This is a genomic window from Pseudonocardia zijingensis, from assembly GCF_042657305.1.
Lineage (GTDB): Bacteria > Actinomycetota > Actinomycetes > Mycobacteriales > Pseudonocardiaceae > Pseudonocardia > Pseudonocardia zijingensis.
The window spans coordinates 18,197-33,848 of sequence record NZ_JBHSKO010000021.1 but is presented as its reverse complement, the minus strand read 5'-3'; the positions used below and the strand labels follow the sequence as shown (position 1 = coordinate 33,848).

Genomic DNA, 15,652 nt, shown 5'->3' with positions numbered 1-15,652 from the left:
TCACCGTGTGGAGGGTCCCGCATGACCGCTCGCCCCGCCCTGAAGCGCCTCGCCCGCCCCTCCGGCGGCCTCGCCATGCTGGCCGTCGACCAGCGGGAGGCGCTGCGCGCGATGATCGCGGAGCGGACCGGCGCTCCCGTGCCCGACGAGGACGTCACCGCCTTCAAGGTCGCGGCCGCGCGGGCGCTCACCCCCGACGCGTCGGCCGTGCTCGTCGACCCGCAGTTCGGCTGGGATGCCGTCCTCGCCGCCGACGCCGTCGACCCGGCGTGCGCGCTCATCGCGGCGGCCGACCACTTCGTGCCGGGCGAGACCGAGTTCGTCCACGACGCCGTCATCGACGAGTCCCTCGACCTCGACGCGCTCGCCCGTCAGGGCGCCGTCGCGCTCAAGCTCCTGGTGGTCTGGCGCCCCGACGGGGACCGCGACCGCCGGGTGGCGATGGTCGAGGACTTCGTCGCCCGCTGCCGCCTCCGCGACCTCGTCAGCATCATCGAGCCGGTGTCCCGGGCACCCCTCGCGGGCGGCGACTTCGATGCCGACACCGGCATCCTCGCCGCGGCGCACGAGCTCGGCTCCCTCGGGGCCGACGTCTACAAGACGGAGGTTCCCACGCACGGCCGGGGCGGTGACAGCGAGGTCCGGGAGGGCTGCCGGCGCATCGACGACCTCGTCGACGGCGCCTGGGTGGTGCTCTCCTCCGGCGTGGCGGCCGAGCGGTTCCCCGACGCCGTGCGGCTCGCCTGCGAGGCCGGCGCGTCCGGGTTCCTCGCCGGGCGCGCGGTCTGGGCGTCCGTGGTCGGCAGTCCCCGGCTCGAGGAGGACCTCCAGCGGGTCGCCGTGCCGGCCCTGCAGCGCCTCGTCCGGGTCGTGGACGACACCGTCGGTCGCTGACCGGCGCCGCCCCCGTGGACCTGGCCGTGGCGGTCGCCGCCGTCGTCACCGGAGCGACGCTGCAACGCAGCACCGGGCTCGGGTTCGCCCTCGTGTCGGGCCCCTTCCTCGTTCTCGTGCTGAGCCCCTACGAGGGTGTTGCCCTGGCGAACCTGCTGTCGCTCCTCACGGCCTGCCTCGTCCTGGCCGCCACTTGGCGGACCGTCGACCTGCGCACGGCGGTGCTGCTCAGCGCGGGCGTCGCCCTGGCCATCGCACCCGGTGCGGCGCTCGCCCGGGCCCTGCCCGACCCGGCACTGCTCGTCGTCGTCGGCGGGCTCGCCACCGCGGCGGCCCTCCTCGTCGCCGCCGGGTTCCGCATACCCGGGCTCGCCCGGCCGGCCGGGAGCCTCGCGGCGGGCTTCGCCTCCGGGTTCAGCAACGTCACCGCCGGCGTCGGCGGGCCGGCACTGGCCGTCTACGGCGCGAGCACGCGGCAGCCGCACACCAGTTTCGTGCCCACCGTGCAGGTGGTCGGCATCGTCGCCAACGCGCTGTCGCTCGTCGCGAAGCACGACGCGCACCTGCCCGGGACGCTCGTCCTCGGCTGCGTCGCCGCCGTCCTCGCCGGCACGCTCGCCGGCCGGTGGACCAGCCGGCTCGTCAGCGAGCGGGCCGGCCGCACCCTCGTGCTGGCGCTGGCAGTCGCCGGCGGTCTCGTATCGGTGGTCAAAGGCGTTCTCACCTGGTGACGGTGGCGCGCGTGGCCGGCATGGCAGCCGCGACGAGTAGCTGGCCCAGTGCCAGCCCGCCGTCGCCGGGAGGGACCTGCCGGTGGCGCAGCACGGTGAACCCGGCGTCCCGCAGCGCCCGGCTCGTCGAGGCAAGCAGCAGCGCGTTCTGGAAGACGCCGCCGGTGAGCGCGACGTCACGCAGGCCGAGCTCCCGGCGGGCCCGGCCGGCCAGGACCAGGACCAGCGCCTCGACGGCGGCGTGGAAACGGGCACCCGCGGTCCCGGCGGGCACGCCGGCTCGCAGGTCGGCCACGACGGCCCGGATCACCGGCGCCGGGTCGGCGATCAACGGTTCGCCGGGAGCCCTGTCCTGCACGGCGAACGCGTACGCGCGGTCGCCGGGGCTCGCGCCGCGCGAGCGGTTCTCGAGTTCGATCGCCGCCTGGGCCTCGAAGTCCACCACCTGGCGGATGCCCAGCAGCGCGCTCACCGCGTCGAAGAGGCGGCCCATGCTGGACGTCGGGGTGCAGCCCAGTCCGCTGTCGAGCTGGTGCGCCAGCACGTCGCGCTCGGCCTGCGGGCACGCCGCGACCGGGGGCAGGTCGTCTTCCCACGCCACTCCGGCGGCGCGGATGTGCGCCAGCGCCATCCGGTACGGCCGCCGCACCGCGGCGTCGCCACCGGGCAACGGCACGTAGGCCAGGTGCGCGAACCGGCGGAACCCGGCGTAGTCGGCCACGAGGACCTCGCCGCCCCACACGGCCCCGTCGGTGCCGTAGCCGGTGCCGTCGAACGAGATCCCCACGACCGGGCGCGACCCGTCCAGGCCGTGCTCCGCCATGGCCGAGGCGACGTGGGCGTGGTGGTGCTGCACCGTGGTGAGCGGGCGGCCCTCGGCGTGCCGCTCCGCCCAAGCGCGGGAGCGGTAGCCCGGGTGGGCGTCGGCGACGAGGTAGCGCGGGGTCACCCCGGTCAGGTGTTCGAGGTGCCGCTCGGCGGTCGCGAAGGCGGTGAGCGTGGCCAGGTCGTCCATGTCGCCGATGTGCCCGCTGAGCCAGGCCGACCGGCCGGAGCCGAGACCGCAGGTGTTCTTGAGGTCCGCGCCGACCGCCAGGGTGGGCGGCACCTCGACGGGCAGCGCCACCGGCAGCGGCGCGTGGCCCCGCGAGCGGCGCACCGGCAGCTCGGCGCCGTCCACGACCCGGACCACCGAGTCGTCGCAGGGGACGTGGATCGGGCGGTCGTGCCGCAGCCAGCCGTCGACCAGCGGCGCGAGGCGCTCGAGCGCGTCCGCGTCGTCGAAGGCGATGGGCTCCCCGCCGAGGTTGCCCGACGTCATCACCAGCGGCCCCGGGCCGGGCGGGTCGCCGGGCAGGCCCAGCAGCAAGTGGTGCACCGGCGTGTAGGGCAACAACAGCCCGAGGTCGGGGTTCCCCGGCGCCACGGCCGCGGCGACCGGGGCCAGCACGTCCGCCCGCCGCGCGACCAGCACGATGGGCCGCGCCGGGCCGGTGAGCAGCGCCGCCTCGAGGTCGTCGATCTCGGCCATGTCGCGGGCGGCGGCGAGGTCGGCGACCATCACCGCGAACGGCTTGTCCCCGCGGCGCTTGCGCCGCCGCAGCGTCGCCACCGCGTGCTCGTCCGTGGCGGCGCACGCGAGGTGATAGCCGCCCAGGCCCTTCACGGCGACGACGCCGCCGTCGGCGAGCAACCCACGCGCGGCGGCGAGTGCGTCCTCGCCCGTCGCGCGCCGCCCCGCGGGTCCCAGGAACTCCAGGCGCGGACCGCAGGCCGGGCAGGCGATCGGCTGGGCGTGGAAGCGCCGGTCCGCCGGGTCGGCGTACTCGCGGGCGCAGTCGGCGCACATCGGGAAGCGCGCCATCGTCGTCACGGGCCGGTCGTAGGGCAGATCGGTGATGATCGTGAACCGCGGCCCGCAGTTGGTGCAGGTGATGAACGGGTGCCGGTAGCGGCGGTCCGTGGGGGCGACGAGCTCGCGCAGGCAGTCGGCGCAGGTGGCGACGTCCGGCGCCGCGGCGGTGCGTCCGCCGCCCGAGCTGCGGGAGTGGTCGATGACGAACCCGCTCGCCCCGGTCGGTGGCAGGTCGGTGGCCGCGACCTCGGCGATCTGCGCGAGCGGGGGCGCGTCCGTCCGCAGGCGGTGCGCGAACCGGTCGAGCCCGGCGGCCGGGCCCTCGACCTCGATGACGACGCCACCGGTGTCGTTGCGCACCGAGCCGGCCAGCCCCAGCCCGGTGGCAAGGGTGTGGACGAACGGGCGGAAGCCGACGCCCTGCACCAGGCCGCGCACGACGAACCGGCGCCGCACGGACGTCGAGAGCGTGCCGGTCACGGGTCGGCGAGCGCGCGCTGCACCAGCTCCCACAGCACGTGGTACGTGGTGGTCTGCGCCTCCTGGATGCGGTGCACCGACGCCGAGGGCATGACGAACAGGTGGTCGATCTCCCCGCGCCCGGCGGCCTCGGCCATCGCGCCGCCGGAGTAGCCGGCCAGCCCGACCGTGAGCAGCCCTCGCTCGTGCGCCGTGGCGAGCCCGCGCAGCACGTTCGCCGATCCACCGCTGGTGGACAGGCCTAGCGCGATGTCCTCGGGACGGCCCGCGGCCGCGATGGGCCGGGCGAAGACGACCTCGAAGCCCACGTCGTTGGCCAGGGCCGACAGCGTGGCGACGTCGGCGGTCAGCGCGATCGCCGGCAGCGGACGCCGCCCGGGCCCGGGGTCGCTGCACAGCGCGACGATCCCGGCGGCGTCCGTGCTGGAACCGCCGTTGCCGAACGCCAACAGCCGGCCGCCGCGGTCGAACCGCTCCGCCATCGCCGTGGCGCAGGCCACGAGCTGCTCGTCGTAGGCCGCGAGGACCTCCCGGCGCAGCCGGCCGATCTCGGCCACCTTCTCCGCCGTGGACCGCGCCACGTCGGCGAGCAGCGCCTCCTTCCGGGCCGTACCGGTGTGCAGGAACGGGTACAGCGACTCGATGCTCATCACGGCGTCCCTTCCACTCGCGCGATGGCCTCACCGGCGTGCACGAGCACGACATCGCCGACGCCGGCGTCCACCAGCGCAATGCTGACCTCCTCCTCGGTGCCCGGCCCGGCGCCCGTGTCCACCAGCGCGAGGCCGTCGCCGAGCAGCGCGGTGACGGTGACCGCGACGGCGGAGTCCGAGCACGTGATGCAGACCTCGCCGGGACGCTCGTCGTGGATCACGCCAACACCTCCGGTGCGTCGAGGAAGACGTGCACCAGCTCCCAGAGCACGTGGTAGGCGGTCACGTGGCCCTCCCGCACGACCCGTGGGTCGCCGGAGCGCAGGGCGATGACGTGGTCCAGGCCGGGCGGGAGCGCCACCCCGTCGGCGCCGCCGACCAGCGCCAGGGTGAGCATGCCGCGGTCCCGGGCGGTGGCGAGCCCGTCGGAGACCCGGTCGTCGGGGTCCGAGGCGATCCCCAGCGCGATGTCCTCGTGCTCACCGAACAGCTCGAGCTCGGTGCGGAAGTCCGGCCGGCCCGACAACCCCAGCGCGGGCAGCGCCCGCTTCCCGATGATCACCGGGTGCACGAACTCCACCACGACGTGCGCGGCGTCGGCGGCCGAGCACCCCGTGCCGAACGCGAGCAGCCGCCCGCCCTGGTGGAACCTGCGGGCCATCGCCCAGCAGGCCTCGGCCAGCGCACCGGCATCCTCGGCCAGGCCGGCGATCGGCGCGTCGCGCCGGGCGAACAGCTCCGCGGCGTCCGCGGTGGCCAACCGTGCGGTCATGCGGCCTCCCCTCCGCTCAGCAGATCCGTGGCAGCGGGTCGCCCACCAGCAGGTCCACGATCCGGGTGCCGCCGAACGCCGTGCGCAGCAGCACGAGACCCGGCGGGTCGTCCTTGACCGTCCCGATCACCGCGGCACCGGCGCCGAGCGGGTGCGCGCGCAGTGCCGCGAGCGCCGCATCGGCGTGCTCCGGCGCGACGACGGTGACGAAGCGGCCCTCGCAGGCCACGTACAGCGGATCGATGCCGAGCAGCTCCGCCGCACCGGTGACGACCGGGCGCACCGGCACCGCGCTCTCGTCGAGCACCACCGCCACGTTCGAGGCGGCAGCGACCTCGTTGCAGATGGTCGCCACCCCACCGCGGGTCGCGTCGCGCAGCACCCGCACGCCCTCCCCCGCCGCGTCGAGCAGGCCGGCGGTGATCTCGTGCAACGGGGCCGTGTCGGAGGTGATGTCCGCCGAGATGTCGAGCTCGCCCCTCGCCAGCATCACGGTGACGCCGTGGTCGCCGATCGGGCCGGAGACGAGCACGGCGTCGCCGGGCCGCGCGGCCGCGGCCGACAGGGTGATCTCCCGGTCCAGCAGCCCGACGCCCGCGGTGTTCACGTAGCAGCCGTCGGCCTTGCCCCGCTCGACGACCTTGGTGTCGCCGGTGACGATCTGCACGCCCGCCCGATGCGCGGCCGCGGCCATGGACGCGACGATCCGTTGCAGGTCGGCGACACCGAAGCCCTCCTCGAGGATGAACCCGCAGGACAGGTGCAGCGGCCGGGCCCCGCACATGGCGAGGTCGTTGACCGTGCCGTTGACCGCCAGATCACCGATGTCGCCTCCGGGGAAGAACAGCGGCGACACCACGTAGGAGTCGGTGGTGAACGCCAGCCGCCCGGCGTCGGTGGAGAGCGTCGCGCCGTCCTCCAGCCGCTCCAGCACCGGGTTGCGGAACGCCTCGAGGAACACCGCCTCGATCAGCGTCTGCGTGGCCTTGCCGCCCGCGCCGTGCGACAGGGTGATCCGCTCGTCCTTGATCTTCGCCTTGCGGGCCCGGGCCTTGGCGATGCGCTCCAGCACCTGCTCCTCGCGGGTGAGGTGCTCGGCGCCGGCGTGAGCGGCGACGGCCTCCTCCGCCCAGTTCGCGCGGCCCGTACCGAGATCCTGCATCATGCGCGGGTCGCCTCCTTGACCCGTTCCCGGCTGAACCGGCCGAAGTTGTAGTAGGCGGCGCACGCGCCCTCGCTGGACACCATGCACGTGCCGATCGGCGTCTCCGGCGTGCACGCGGTGCCGAAGACCTTGCACTCCCACGGCTTGAGCACGCCCTTGAGCACCTCGCCGCACTGGCACGCCTTCGGGTCCGCCACCCGCACCCCGGGAACGTCGAAGATCCGCTCGGCGTCGAAGCGCGCGTACTCGTCACGCACCTGGAGTGCGGAGTGCGAGATGAAGCCGAGGCCGCGCCACTCGAAGTGCGGGCGCAGCCGCATGACCTCCCCGATCACCTGCAGCGCCCGCGCATTGCCGTCCCACGGCACCACGCGCCCGTACTGGTTCTCGATCTCGCAGCGGCCCTCGCGCAGCTGCAGCATCAGCTGGTGGACGGACTGCAGGATGTCGAGCGGCTCGAAGCCCGAGCAGACGAGCGGCTTGCCCTCGTCGCGGGCGATCCACTCGTACGGCCGGCACCCGATCACCGTGGACACGTGGCCCGGTCCGAGGAAGCCGTCCAGCCGCAGGTCGGGCGAGTCCAGGATCGCCTTGATCGCCGGGAGGATCGTCACGTGGTTGCAGAAGATCGAGAAGTTGTCGATGCCTTCCGCCGCCGCCCGCAGCACCGTCATCGCCGTGGACGGTGCCGTGGTCTCGAAGCCGATCGCCATGAACACCACGCGCTTGCCGGGGTTCTTCCGGGCGATCTTCAATGCGTCCAGCGGCGAGTACACCATCCGGATGTCGGCGCCCGCGGCCTTCGAGTCGAAGAACGAGCCGCGGCCGCCGGGCACGCGCATCATGTCCCCGAACGAGGTCAGGATGACGTCGTCGTGCTCGGCGATCGCGATGGCGTCGTCCACCCGGCCCATCGGGATCACGCACACCGGGCACCCCGGCCCGTGCACCAGCGAGACGGCGTCGGGCAGGTAGTCCTCGAGGCCGTGCTTGTAGATCGTGTGCGTGTGCCCCCCGCAGACCTCCATGAACTTGTAGTGCCGGCCGGGCTCGCACAGCTCGGCGATCCTCGCCGCCAGCGCGCGCGCCGTCCCGGCATCGCGGAACTCGTCGACGAACCGCATCCGACCGGCCCCTCTCGTCAGGTGATGTCGCTCTGCGCGAGCGCGTCGAGCTCGTCGGTATAGGCCTGACCCAGGCCTCTGAGCAGCTCCAACGTGGCGGCTGCCTCGCCCTCGTCGATCTTCGAGATGGCGAAGCCGACGTGGACGAGGACCCAGTCCCCAGCGGTCACGTCGTCCAGCAGACCGATGTTGACGCCGCGTTTGACGCCGACGACATCGACCATGGCGAGATCGGGCTGGTCGTGCAGCACTTCGACGATCTCGCCCGGGATCCCGAGGCACATGTGCCGCCGCTCCTTCCCGATCTCACATCTTGAGGATCTTGATCTCCCGCTTGATGCCCGGCAGCTCGGTCAGGATCAGCGCGACCACGGCTCCCAGTACGAGCAGCAGGAGAAGTTTCCTGCTCATCTGGCACCTCCCTCCTAGCCCGGAGAAATGTTCGGCATGACGTCCAGGATCGCGTTGTGTTTCTTCCAGTGGATTCCCGTCGAACGGCGGGCGTCGGCCGTGCCGTCCTCGTGGTGACCGGGCTGTCTGCCGCCCGCGTTGCCCTGGTTGGTCCCCTCGACGTGCGACGGGGTGTCGGGTCGCACGTCCGGCTTCCCGACGCGTATCCGGCCCATCTCGTCCTCCTCAGTGCCGCTCGGTCAGCTCGTCGAAGAACCTCTCGATCTCCGGCCACACCGTGCTGCCTCCCGACAGGCCCTTCCACTCCCGGCGCACCACGGCGACCAGGCGGAAGCAGTCGTCGATCGGCACGAGCCAGTGGTGGGAGGCCCCGCGAGCGGTGTTGACCAGCAGTGCCTCCACGTCGGCCTCGAGCCCGCCGAGCTCGGGGCGGGCTCCGACGACGTCGCACCACGCCTGCTCGTCGACCTCCCACTGCGTAGCGCCCGCCGGGCTGGGGTAGTGCGCCACGACCGCCCCGTCGGCACCCCGCACGAAGAACGCGAGCCCGACCGGGACGCCCAGCGCGTCGGTCGGCACCGACGACAGCCGCAGCCGCCGCCGGGGCACCAGCCGGTAGTGCCCCTCGCTCGCCCCGCCCGGGGAGAACAACAGCGCGCAGGCGCGGCAGGCGCACCGCACCTCGTGTCGCGCGGTGTCGAGCAGGTGGCGGTGTCCCGGCGCCACCGGTTCGCGGCACAGGTCGCAGCGTTCGACGGGACCGGCCCGCTCGCCGCGCCCCCGCCGGATGATCCGCGCCAGCGCGGCCGTCGTGGAGCTCACGGCCGGCTCATCAGGGAGTCGAGCGGGACGAAGGTGGGCGTGCGCGGCTCGGGCGCCCGCCGGACGTCCGTCAGCTCCGGAGCCATGGCGAGCACGCCGTCTCGCACCGCCTCCTCCACGCCCGCCGACCCGCACCCCTTCGTCGTCAGCCGCACGCTCGCCACCCCGTGCTCGTCGATGCCGGTCAGCTCGACGTCACCGCCGTGTTCCTGCAGCACGGGCCGCAGGCCGTCGACGGCCCGCGCCGCACGGCTCTCGACCGGATCGGGGTGGATCCCGTGCAGCACGAGCAGGTGCGCGAGCAGCTCGTCGCCGGTCACGGCCTCCAGCACGGCGGGCGCGCCCGAGGCGTAGGCGGTTACCCGGGCCAACGCCTCGCCGTAGACGTCGGCCAGCGCCGACACGGCCTCCAGCGCTACCTCACCCGCCGGGCCGGGGGTGGCCTCGACCTGCGCCAGCAGCCCGTCGAGGCGGGCGAGCCGCTCGCGCACGGCGGCGTCGGACGGGGGCCCGCCCGCACCCTCAGCCATGGCTCGCGGCACCCCACATCGGCGCGTGCACCTTGTCGATCTTCTTGCCGTTGCCGAGGTACATGTGCACGCCACAGGGCAGGCAGGGGTCGAAGCTGCGCACCGCGCGCATGATGTCGACGCCCCGGAAGTCGTCCTGGCCGTTCTCCTCGAAGATCGGCATGTCCTGCACGGCGTCCTCGTACGGGCCGGGCGTGCCGTAGGTGTCGCGCGGGCTGCCGTTCCACGGCGTCGGCGGGTACGGGTGGTAGTTCGCGATCTTCCCATCCTTGATCACCAGGTGGTGCGACAGCACGCCCCGCACGGCCTCGTGGAACCCGCAGCCGATCGCCTCGTCGGGCACCTCGAAGTCGGTGAAGATCCGGGTGTCGCCTGCGCGGACCAGTTCGAGCCCGTCGTTCACGAACTGCACGGCCATCGCCGCTGCGTACGCGACGAAGTAAGCCCTGGCCCGGTTGCGCTCGATCGCGTTCGACCACTGCGGGATGGTCCACTCCAGCGTCATCTCGGGCAGCTGGTCGCTGCGCGGCAACGAGATCCGCACGCTGCGCCCGTCCGACCGGATGTAGTCGGTGTTCACCATGCCGTTGAGCGCGACGGCGTACATCCGCGCGAAGGCGCCGCCGCCGGTGTCCAGCGCGAGGTGCTCGCCGCTCTTCGGGTCGAGCCAGCGCGGGCTCATCACCCAGCTGTACTTGTCGGCGAAGTCCCGCTTGCCCGGCACCGGCACCGTGGTCTGGTTCCACGGGTGGCGCATGTCGACCGGGTTGCCGAGCGGGTCGTGGGTGACGAAGGGCTCCTCGCCCACCCAGTCGTCGTAGTAGGAGCTGCCGAGCAGGATCCGGAGGCCGAGGTTGATGTCGATCAGGTTGTTGGTGACCACCTCGCCGTCGACGATGACGCTGGGGGTCACGTACATCGCCTTGCCCCACTCGTTCATCGACGCGTAGCGGTAGTCGCAGGCGTTGTAGTCCTGCCACGCACCCCAGCAGCCGAGCAGCACGCGCCTTCGGCCGACCTCCTCGTAGCCGGGGAGCGCCTCGTACCAGAAGTCGAACACGTCGTCGTTCATGGCGACGGACTTCTTGACGAAGTCGAGCACGCCCAGCAGCCGGGACAGGTAGTCGGTGTAGAGCGTGGGCGTCGGCTGGGTGCCCACACCGCCCGGGTAGAGCGTCGAGGGGTGCACGTGGCGCCCCTCCATGAGGCAGAACATCTCGCGCGTCACGCGGCTGACCTTCAGGGCCTCCTTGTAGACCGAGCCCTCGAACGGGTTGAACGCCCGCATGATGTCGGCGATGGTGCGGAAGCCGTGCACGTTCGCCCGGGGCGCCTCGGTCCTCTCCGCCGCGGCCAGCACACCCGGGTTGGTGTCCTTGACCATCGCCTCGCAGTAGTCCACGAACACCAGGTTGTCCTGGAAGATCGTGTGGTCGAAGATGTACTCCGCGGCCTCACCGAGGTTCACCACGTTCTCGGCGAGCGGCGGGGGCTTGATCCCGTAGGCCATCTGCTGCGCGTAGTCCGAGCAGGTGGTGTGGTTGTCCCCGCAGATCCCGCAGATCCGGCTGGTGATGAAGCCGGCGTCGCGCGGGTCCTTGCCCTTCATGAACACCGAGTAGCCCCGGAACAGCGACGACGTGCTGTGGCACTCGGTGACCAGCCGGTTCGCGAAATCGATCTTCGTGTAGATGCCGAGGTTCCCGACGATCCGGGTGATCGGGTCCCATGCCATGTCCACGATCTGCGGACGCTTACCCTTCGCGCCGCCGGCCCGCGCTTCGGTTGCCGTCATGTCGAGATCTCTTTTCGTGGTGGGAGAGACGTCGGGGAATGCGCACTACGGGCGGTAGTGCGGGTCGTACCCGGTGGTCAGTGCGTCCCGGTTGTGGCGCCACTTCGGTTCCTTGTTCACGACCGCGTTCGTGATGCCGCGCATACGCCGGATGAACGCGCCGTAAGGCTTGATGAGCACCGAGGACAGGCTGCCGCCCGGCGGCTCGTCCATGAACGGCATGAACTTGTCCGGGAAGCCGGGCATGGTGCAGCCGATGCATATGCCGCCGACGTTCGGGCAGCCGCCGATGCCACCCATCCAGCCCCGCTTGGGCACGTTGCAGTTGACGACGGGGCCCCAGCAGCCCACCTTCACCTGGCACTTCGGCGAGTTGTAGTCCTTCGCGAAGTCGGCCTGCTCGTAGTAGGCCGCCCGGTCGCAGCCCTCGTGCACGGTCCGCCCGAAGATCCACTGCGGGCGCAGCATCTCGTCCAGCGGCGGCGGCGGTGCCGCGCCCGCGGCGTGGAAGAGCACCCAGGTGAGGGTCTCCATGAAGTTGTCCGGCTGGACCGGGCAACCAGGGATGTTGACGACGGGCAGGCCCGCGGTCGACCGGTAGTCCCAGCCCAGGTAGTCGGCCAGGCCCATGCTGCCGGTGGGGTTGCCGGCCATCGCGTGGATGCCGCCGTACGTGGCGCACGTGCCGACCGCGACGACGGCCCACGCCTTGGGGGCGAGCTGGTCGAGCCACCAGTTGAGCGTGAGCGGCTCGCCCGTCTGCTCGTCGTTGCCGAACGAGGTCCAGTAGCCGTCGCCCTCGATGATGTTCTGGTTCGGGATGGACCCCTCGATCACCAGGATGAACGGCCGCTCGGCCGCCCCGCGCGCCGCGGCGCGGAACGGCGCGAGGAACTCCTCACCGCCGAGCGTCGGCGACAGCACCTTGTTGTGCAGGTTGACCTTCGGCAGGCCGGGAACGAGGCCGAGCACGACGTCCTCGATCGCGGGCTGGGCCGCCGCCGTCACCGCCACCGAGTCGCCGTCGCAACTCATCCCCTCGGAGATCCAGAGGATGTCGACCTCGTCGACTCCGGGCCGCTGCTCCGCCCCGCCCCGCCCCTGGGCCACGTGCTGGGATCCCTGGTCGACGCTCATGTCAGTGACCTCCCTCGCATCGGGTCGCGGAGCCGGACGTGGCGCCGAGCGCGCGGTCGCGCCCGCGTACCAGGTCGCCGACGGTGTCGAGGACCAGCGCGACCGCCTCGTCGACAGCGCCCGCCACGGCGTCCGACAGCTCCATGCGTTCGTCGAGCACGGCGGGCCGGCACCCGACGACCAGCACCCGGTCGACCGATCCGCCCAGGTCGTGCAGCAGCCGCAGCACCGATTCGGGATCCATCCCGTGCGCGTCGGCCACGGCGGCGGCACCGTCGGCGCGCGCCGCGCGGCGCCCGGCCGGGTCGACCTCCAGCAGCGCCACCGTGCCCGCCGGCCCGTCGAGTGGGACCGCGTCGACCAGCACCAGCGTGTCGACGCGTCCGTCGAGCAGCTCGTAGGCCAGATGCATCCCGCGGATCCCGTAGTCGGCGACGACCACCCCGTCCGGCAGCCACTCCGGGTCGATCCGGCGCACGACCTCGACGCCGAACCCGTCGTCACCGAGGAAGACGTTGCCGATACCGGCCACGAGGACGTGGCGCTCCGCGGTCACGACGGCGCCCCGTCGCCCACCGGGTCGATCTCCTCGGGCGTGAAGTAGTAGTAGCGGCGGTACCACTGCTTGATCTCGGCGCCGGGGTCGTCCTCCAGGGTGACCGCGACGTGCCGGGCGTCGTCGACGTCGAGCAGGACGGCCTGCACGCGCGCCAGCAGGCCGTCGAGGAACCGGTCGTGCGCGTCGGTGCCGTGCGGACGCGGGTGCAGGCGCACCAGGCTGCCTCTGGCGACCGGGACACCGGCGACGAGGACCGCGTCGGTCTCCGGGGACACCGAGGCGTCGGCGCCGGGATCCCACCAAGGCACCGTCGGCGTCGGGAAGGCGGGCGGCTCGCTCATCGGGACATCGCCCCTGGCGGCCGTGGCGCTCACCGGGCACAGCGAGCGGATCGCGCCGTGCAGGCGCTCCATCATCTCGGGCGGGAGCCCGTCGACCCGGTCGACGATCGCGGCGGCGCGCGGATCCGTGGCCCTCGCCTCGCGCTTCTCCTCGTCGGTGAGCGTCAGCGTGCGCAGCGACAGGATCTCGTCGATCTCGGTGGCGTCGAACAGGTCGCCCGGGCTCTCGGGTGCCACCTGGGGGTGGTCGTACATGAGGATCGGTGACGACAGCACCACGTCGCACGCGCCCGCCTCGCCGGCCAGCACCGGGAACGTGTGCAGGTTCGTGCACTCCCGCGCCGCGGCGGCGGCCCACGCGGGTGGATCGAGCAGGCTGTGGAACACCCCGTCGCGCACGCCCAGCAGCGTGTGCGCGGCGACCAGGCTCCGGCGCAGCACCTCGGCGCGCGCGACGTCGGATCCGACGTCGTCACCACCGGCGTTCTCGGTGACCAGCCGCAGCCGGCGCAGCGGGAACGGGGCCGTCGCGTCGGTGAGCGACAGCCGCACCCGCACCGCCAGCGGCCAGCGCGTGCGCACCACCCTGCCGGCGTCACCGAGCGACTCCGTCTCCTCTCCGCCGGGGATGCCGAACTCCCGGACGTGCGGTTCGGCGAGGGCGGCGAGCGGGAGGTCGAGGTCGATGTCCCGCGGAACGGCCTCGTCGAAGGTCAGGTGGCGCTGCCCGCCGGCGTCGAGCGCGTCGACCTCCCGGAAGCCCCCGTCACCGTCCGGCTCCTGCACCGACCGGTGCTGCAGCTGCAGGAACCGCAGCCGGACGTGCAGGACGGCGGATCGACCGGTCTCCAGGAGGCATTCGGTCTGCTGGCGCCAGGCGTCGGCGGAGCCCGCGACGCTCTCCGGACCGGGCTCCCGCGCGGCGGTCCACGCCCGCGGCGTGAGGACCCCGAACTGCCAGCGCACCCGGTTCTTGGGTGAGGAGCGCCGGTACGGGTAGAGGAGGTAGCCCTCGTAGAGGACGGCGTCGGCCACGGCGCGGGCCGCGGCGAACGTCGGGGCGGATGACTCCGGCCGGTCCGTCATCACCGGCGCCGGTGCGCGTCGCCGTCTCGGTGGCCCACAGTCGCCCCCCGTCCAGGCGGCGGCGCACGGACCGCCACCGGCGTGTGATGATCGTCACATTGCCCGATCGAGGGTACGCCGCCAGGGGAAACAGTCAAATCTCGGGTTCGCAATAGATCGTTATGGCCCGCTTCCGCAACCACGCGCACCATTCGGGCAGGCCGGCGCCCCGTGTCGCGGAGACGTGCAGGACGTCGGCGCCCGGGTTGATCCGCCGGATCTGCTGCGCGCACCGGGCGACGTCGAACTCGACGTGCGGGAGCAGGTCGATCTTGTTCAGCAGCACGAGGTCGGCCGTCCGGAACATGTGCGGGTACTTGAGCGGCTTGTCCTCGCCCTCGGTGACCGACATGACGACCACCCGCGTGCTCTCGCCGAGGTCGAACAGCGCCGGGCACACGAGGTTGCCGACGTTCTCGACGAACACCAGCGACCGCGGGGCGAGGTCGAGCTCGCGCAGCCCGCGCTCCAGCATCGCGGCGTCCAGGTGGCAGCCCTCGCCGGTGTTGATCTGCACGACGGGGCGGCCCGTCGCCCGGATGCGCTCCGCGTCGAGCAGCGTCTCCTGGTCGCCCTCGACCACCGCGACCGGCACGCTGTCCCCGAGCTCGCGGATGGTCCGCTCGAGCAGCGTGGTCTTGCCCGACCCCGGCGAGCTCATCAGGTTGACCGCATGCACGCCGCGCTCGGCGAGCAGCCGCCGGTTGGCCGCGGCGAGCTGGTCGTTGCGAGCCAGCACCCGCTCCTCGAGCGGAACGGTGCGCGCGCCGGCGCCCCGGTCGTGGGGATGGTGGTGGCCGTGGGAATGGTCGTGGGAATGGTCGTGCCGCAAGGCGGTGTACCGGGTTCCCGCCGGGTCGCCGCACCCGCACGTCGTGCACATCGTCACTCCACCTCCACCGAGCGGATCAGCAGCTCGTCCCCGCCCAGCACATCGATCTCCGCGCTGCCGCACGGGCACAGCACGACGAGCCCGTCGCACGCGAACTCCGCGGCGCACGCCCGGCACCTCGCCCGCCCGGCCGGCTCCTCGATGTCCAGCCGCGCGCCCTCCACCGGCGACCCCGCAGCCACCAGCTCGAAGCAGAACCGGACGGCATCGGGCACCACACCCGAGACCTTGCCGATGACGAGGTGCACCGCCGTCACCCGCGCGTTCTCCGTGCGCTCGAGAATCGTGTCCACGACGCTCTGCGTGATCGCCAGCTCGTGCATCGGCGGCTCCTCGGCACGGGTGTCCGACAGTAGGCCGGACGCA

Annotated in this window: 18 protein-coding genes; 2 read left to right on the top strand and 16 right to left on the bottom strand. The window is 72.9% G+C overall.

What is annotated here, in order from left to right; translation table 11 throughout:
• Positions 1 to 21 precede the first annotated feature (21 nt).
• The gene (locus tag ACFPL3_RS30755; RefSeq protein WP_343944406.1) at positions 22 to 894 is read left to right on the top strand and encodes a hypothetical protein; all 873 of its coding nucleotides are present in this window, start codon (positions 22 to 24) and stop codon (positions 892 to 894) included.
• A gap of 26 nt (positions 895 to 920) precedes the next feature.
• Positions 921 to 1,625, top strand: coding sequence for a sulfite exporter TauE/SafE family protein (locus ACFPL3_RS30750; protein ID WP_343944407.1), 705 nt, complete (start codon positions 921 to 923; stop codon positions 1,623 to 1,625).
• Here the strand turns inward: ACFPL3_RS30750 and hypF are convergent.
• The 16 genes from hypF to ACFPL3_RS30670 all read right to left on the bottom strand — a co-directional run bounded on the left by hypF (position 1,615) and on the right by ACFPL3_RS30670 (position 15,609).
• On the bottom strand, positions 1,615 to 3,960 hold the full coding sequence (gene hypF / locus ACFPL3_RS30745) for a carbamoyltransferase HypF (protein WP_343944408.1): 2,346 nt from the start codon (positions 3,958 to 3,960) through the stop codon (positions 1,615 to 1,617). The two genes, ACFPL3_RS30750 and hypF, sit on opposite strands and share 11 nt — an antisense overlap.
• Positions 3,957 to 4,610 (bottom strand): D-sedoheptulose-7-phosphate isomerase, encoded by a 654-nt coding sequence (locus ACFPL3_RS30740; protein ID WP_343944409.1) that lies wholly within the window; start codon positions 4,608 to 4,610, stop codon positions 3,957 to 3,959. Before ACFPL3_RS30740 ends, hypF begins: the two co-directional genes overlap by 4 nt.
• On the bottom strand, positions 4,610 to 4,834 hold the full coding sequence (locus ACFPL3_RS30735; protein WP_343944410.1) for a HypC/HybG/HupF family hydrogenase formation chaperone: 225 nt from the start codon (positions 4,832 to 4,834) through the stop codon (positions 4,610 to 4,612). The genes ACFPL3_RS30740 and ACFPL3_RS30735 overlap by 1 nt, the downstream gene beginning before the upstream one ends.
• Positions 4,831 to 5,385: a phosphoheptose isomerase gene (locus ACFPL3_RS30730; RefSeq protein WP_343944411.1), complete on the bottom strand. Its 555-nt coding sequence runs from the start codon at positions 5,383 to 5,385 to the stop codon at positions 4,831 to 4,833. The genes ACFPL3_RS30735 and ACFPL3_RS30730 overlap by 4 nt, the downstream gene beginning before the upstream one ends.
• 16 nt (positions 5,386 to 5,401) lie before the next feature.
• The gene (gene hypE, locus ACFPL3_RS30725; protein ID WP_343944412.1) at positions 5,402 to 6,550 is read right to left on the bottom strand and encodes a hydrogenase expression/formation protein HypE; all 1,149 of its coding nucleotides are present in this window, start codon (positions 6,548 to 6,550) and stop codon (positions 5,402 to 5,404) included.
• Positions 6,547 to 7,674, bottom strand: a complete 1,128-nt coding sequence (hypD, locus tag ACFPL3_RS30720) for a hydrogenase formation protein HypD (protein ID WP_343944413.1) — start codon at positions 7,672 to 7,674, stop codon at positions 6,547 to 6,549. The genes hypE and hypD overlap by 4 nt, the downstream gene beginning before the upstream one ends.
• Before the next feature lie 17 nt (positions 7,675 to 7,691).
• Positions 7,692 to 7,958, bottom strand: coding sequence for a HypC/HybG/HupF family hydrogenase formation chaperone (locus ACFPL3_RS30715; RefSeq protein WP_343944414.1), 267 nt, complete (start codon positions 7,956 to 7,958; stop codon positions 7,692 to 7,694).
• A 141-nt stretch (positions 7,959 to 8,099) separates the two neighbouring features.
• A complete protein-coding gene (locus tag ACFPL3_RS30710; protein WP_343944415.1) occupies positions 8,100 to 8,300 on the bottom strand; it encodes a hypothetical protein in 201 nt (66 codons plus the stop codon).
• Between the two features lie 10 nt (positions 8,301 to 8,310).
• A complete protein-coding gene (locus tag ACFPL3_RS30705; RefSeq protein ID WP_343944416.1) occupies positions 8,311 to 8,907 on the bottom strand; it encodes a DUF5947 family protein in 597 nt (198 codons plus the stop codon).
• Positions 8,904 to 9,437, bottom strand: coding sequence for a NifU family protein (locus ACFPL3_RS30700; RefSeq protein ID WP_343944417.1), 534 nt, complete (start codon positions 9,435 to 9,437; stop codon positions 8,904 to 8,906). Before ACFPL3_RS30700 ends, ACFPL3_RS30705 begins: the two co-directional genes overlap by 4 nt.
• Entirely contained in the window at positions 9,430 to 11,172 is a 1,743-nt protein-coding gene (locus ACFPL3_RS30695; RefSeq protein ID WP_379589854.1) for a nickel-dependent hydrogenase large subunit, read from the bottom strand. The genes ACFPL3_RS30700 and ACFPL3_RS30695 overlap by 8 nt, the downstream gene beginning before the upstream one ends.
• 105 nt (positions 11,173 to 11,277) lie before the next feature.
• On the bottom strand, positions 11,278 to 12,267 hold the full coding sequence (locus tag ACFPL3_RS30690) for an NADH-quinone oxidoreductase subunit B family protein (protein ID WP_343944441.1): 990 nt from the start codon (positions 12,265 to 12,267) through the stop codon (positions 11,278 to 11,280).
• A 103-nt stretch (positions 12,268 to 12,370) separates the two neighbouring features.
• Positions 12,371 to 12,925: a hydrogenase maturation protease gene (locus ACFPL3_RS30685; protein ID WP_343944419.1), complete on the bottom strand. Its 555-nt coding sequence runs from the start codon at positions 12,923 to 12,925 to the stop codon at positions 12,371 to 12,373.
• Positions 12,922 to 14,355: a hypothetical protein gene (locus ACFPL3_RS30680; RefSeq protein ID WP_343944420.1), complete on the bottom strand. Its 1,434-nt coding sequence runs from the start codon at positions 14,353 to 14,355 to the stop codon at positions 12,922 to 12,924. Before ACFPL3_RS30680 ends, ACFPL3_RS30685 begins: the two co-directional genes overlap by 4 nt.
• Before the next feature lie 133 nt (positions 14,356 to 14,488).
• Positions 14,489 to 15,277 carry a hydrogenase nickel incorporation protein HypB gene (hypB, locus tag ACFPL3_RS30675; protein ID WP_379589798.1) on the bottom strand — a complete coding sequence of 263 codons (789 nt, stop codon included), beginning with the start codon at positions 15,275 to 15,277 and terminating at the stop codon, positions 14,489 to 14,491.
• Positions 15,278 to 15,279: 2 nt separating this feature from the next.
• Entirely contained in the window at positions 15,280 to 15,609 is a 330-nt protein-coding gene (locus ACFPL3_RS30670; RefSeq protein WP_343944422.1) for a hydrogenase maturation nickel metallochaperone HypA/HybF, read from the bottom strand.
• Positions 15,610 to 15,652 lie beyond the last annotated feature (43 nt).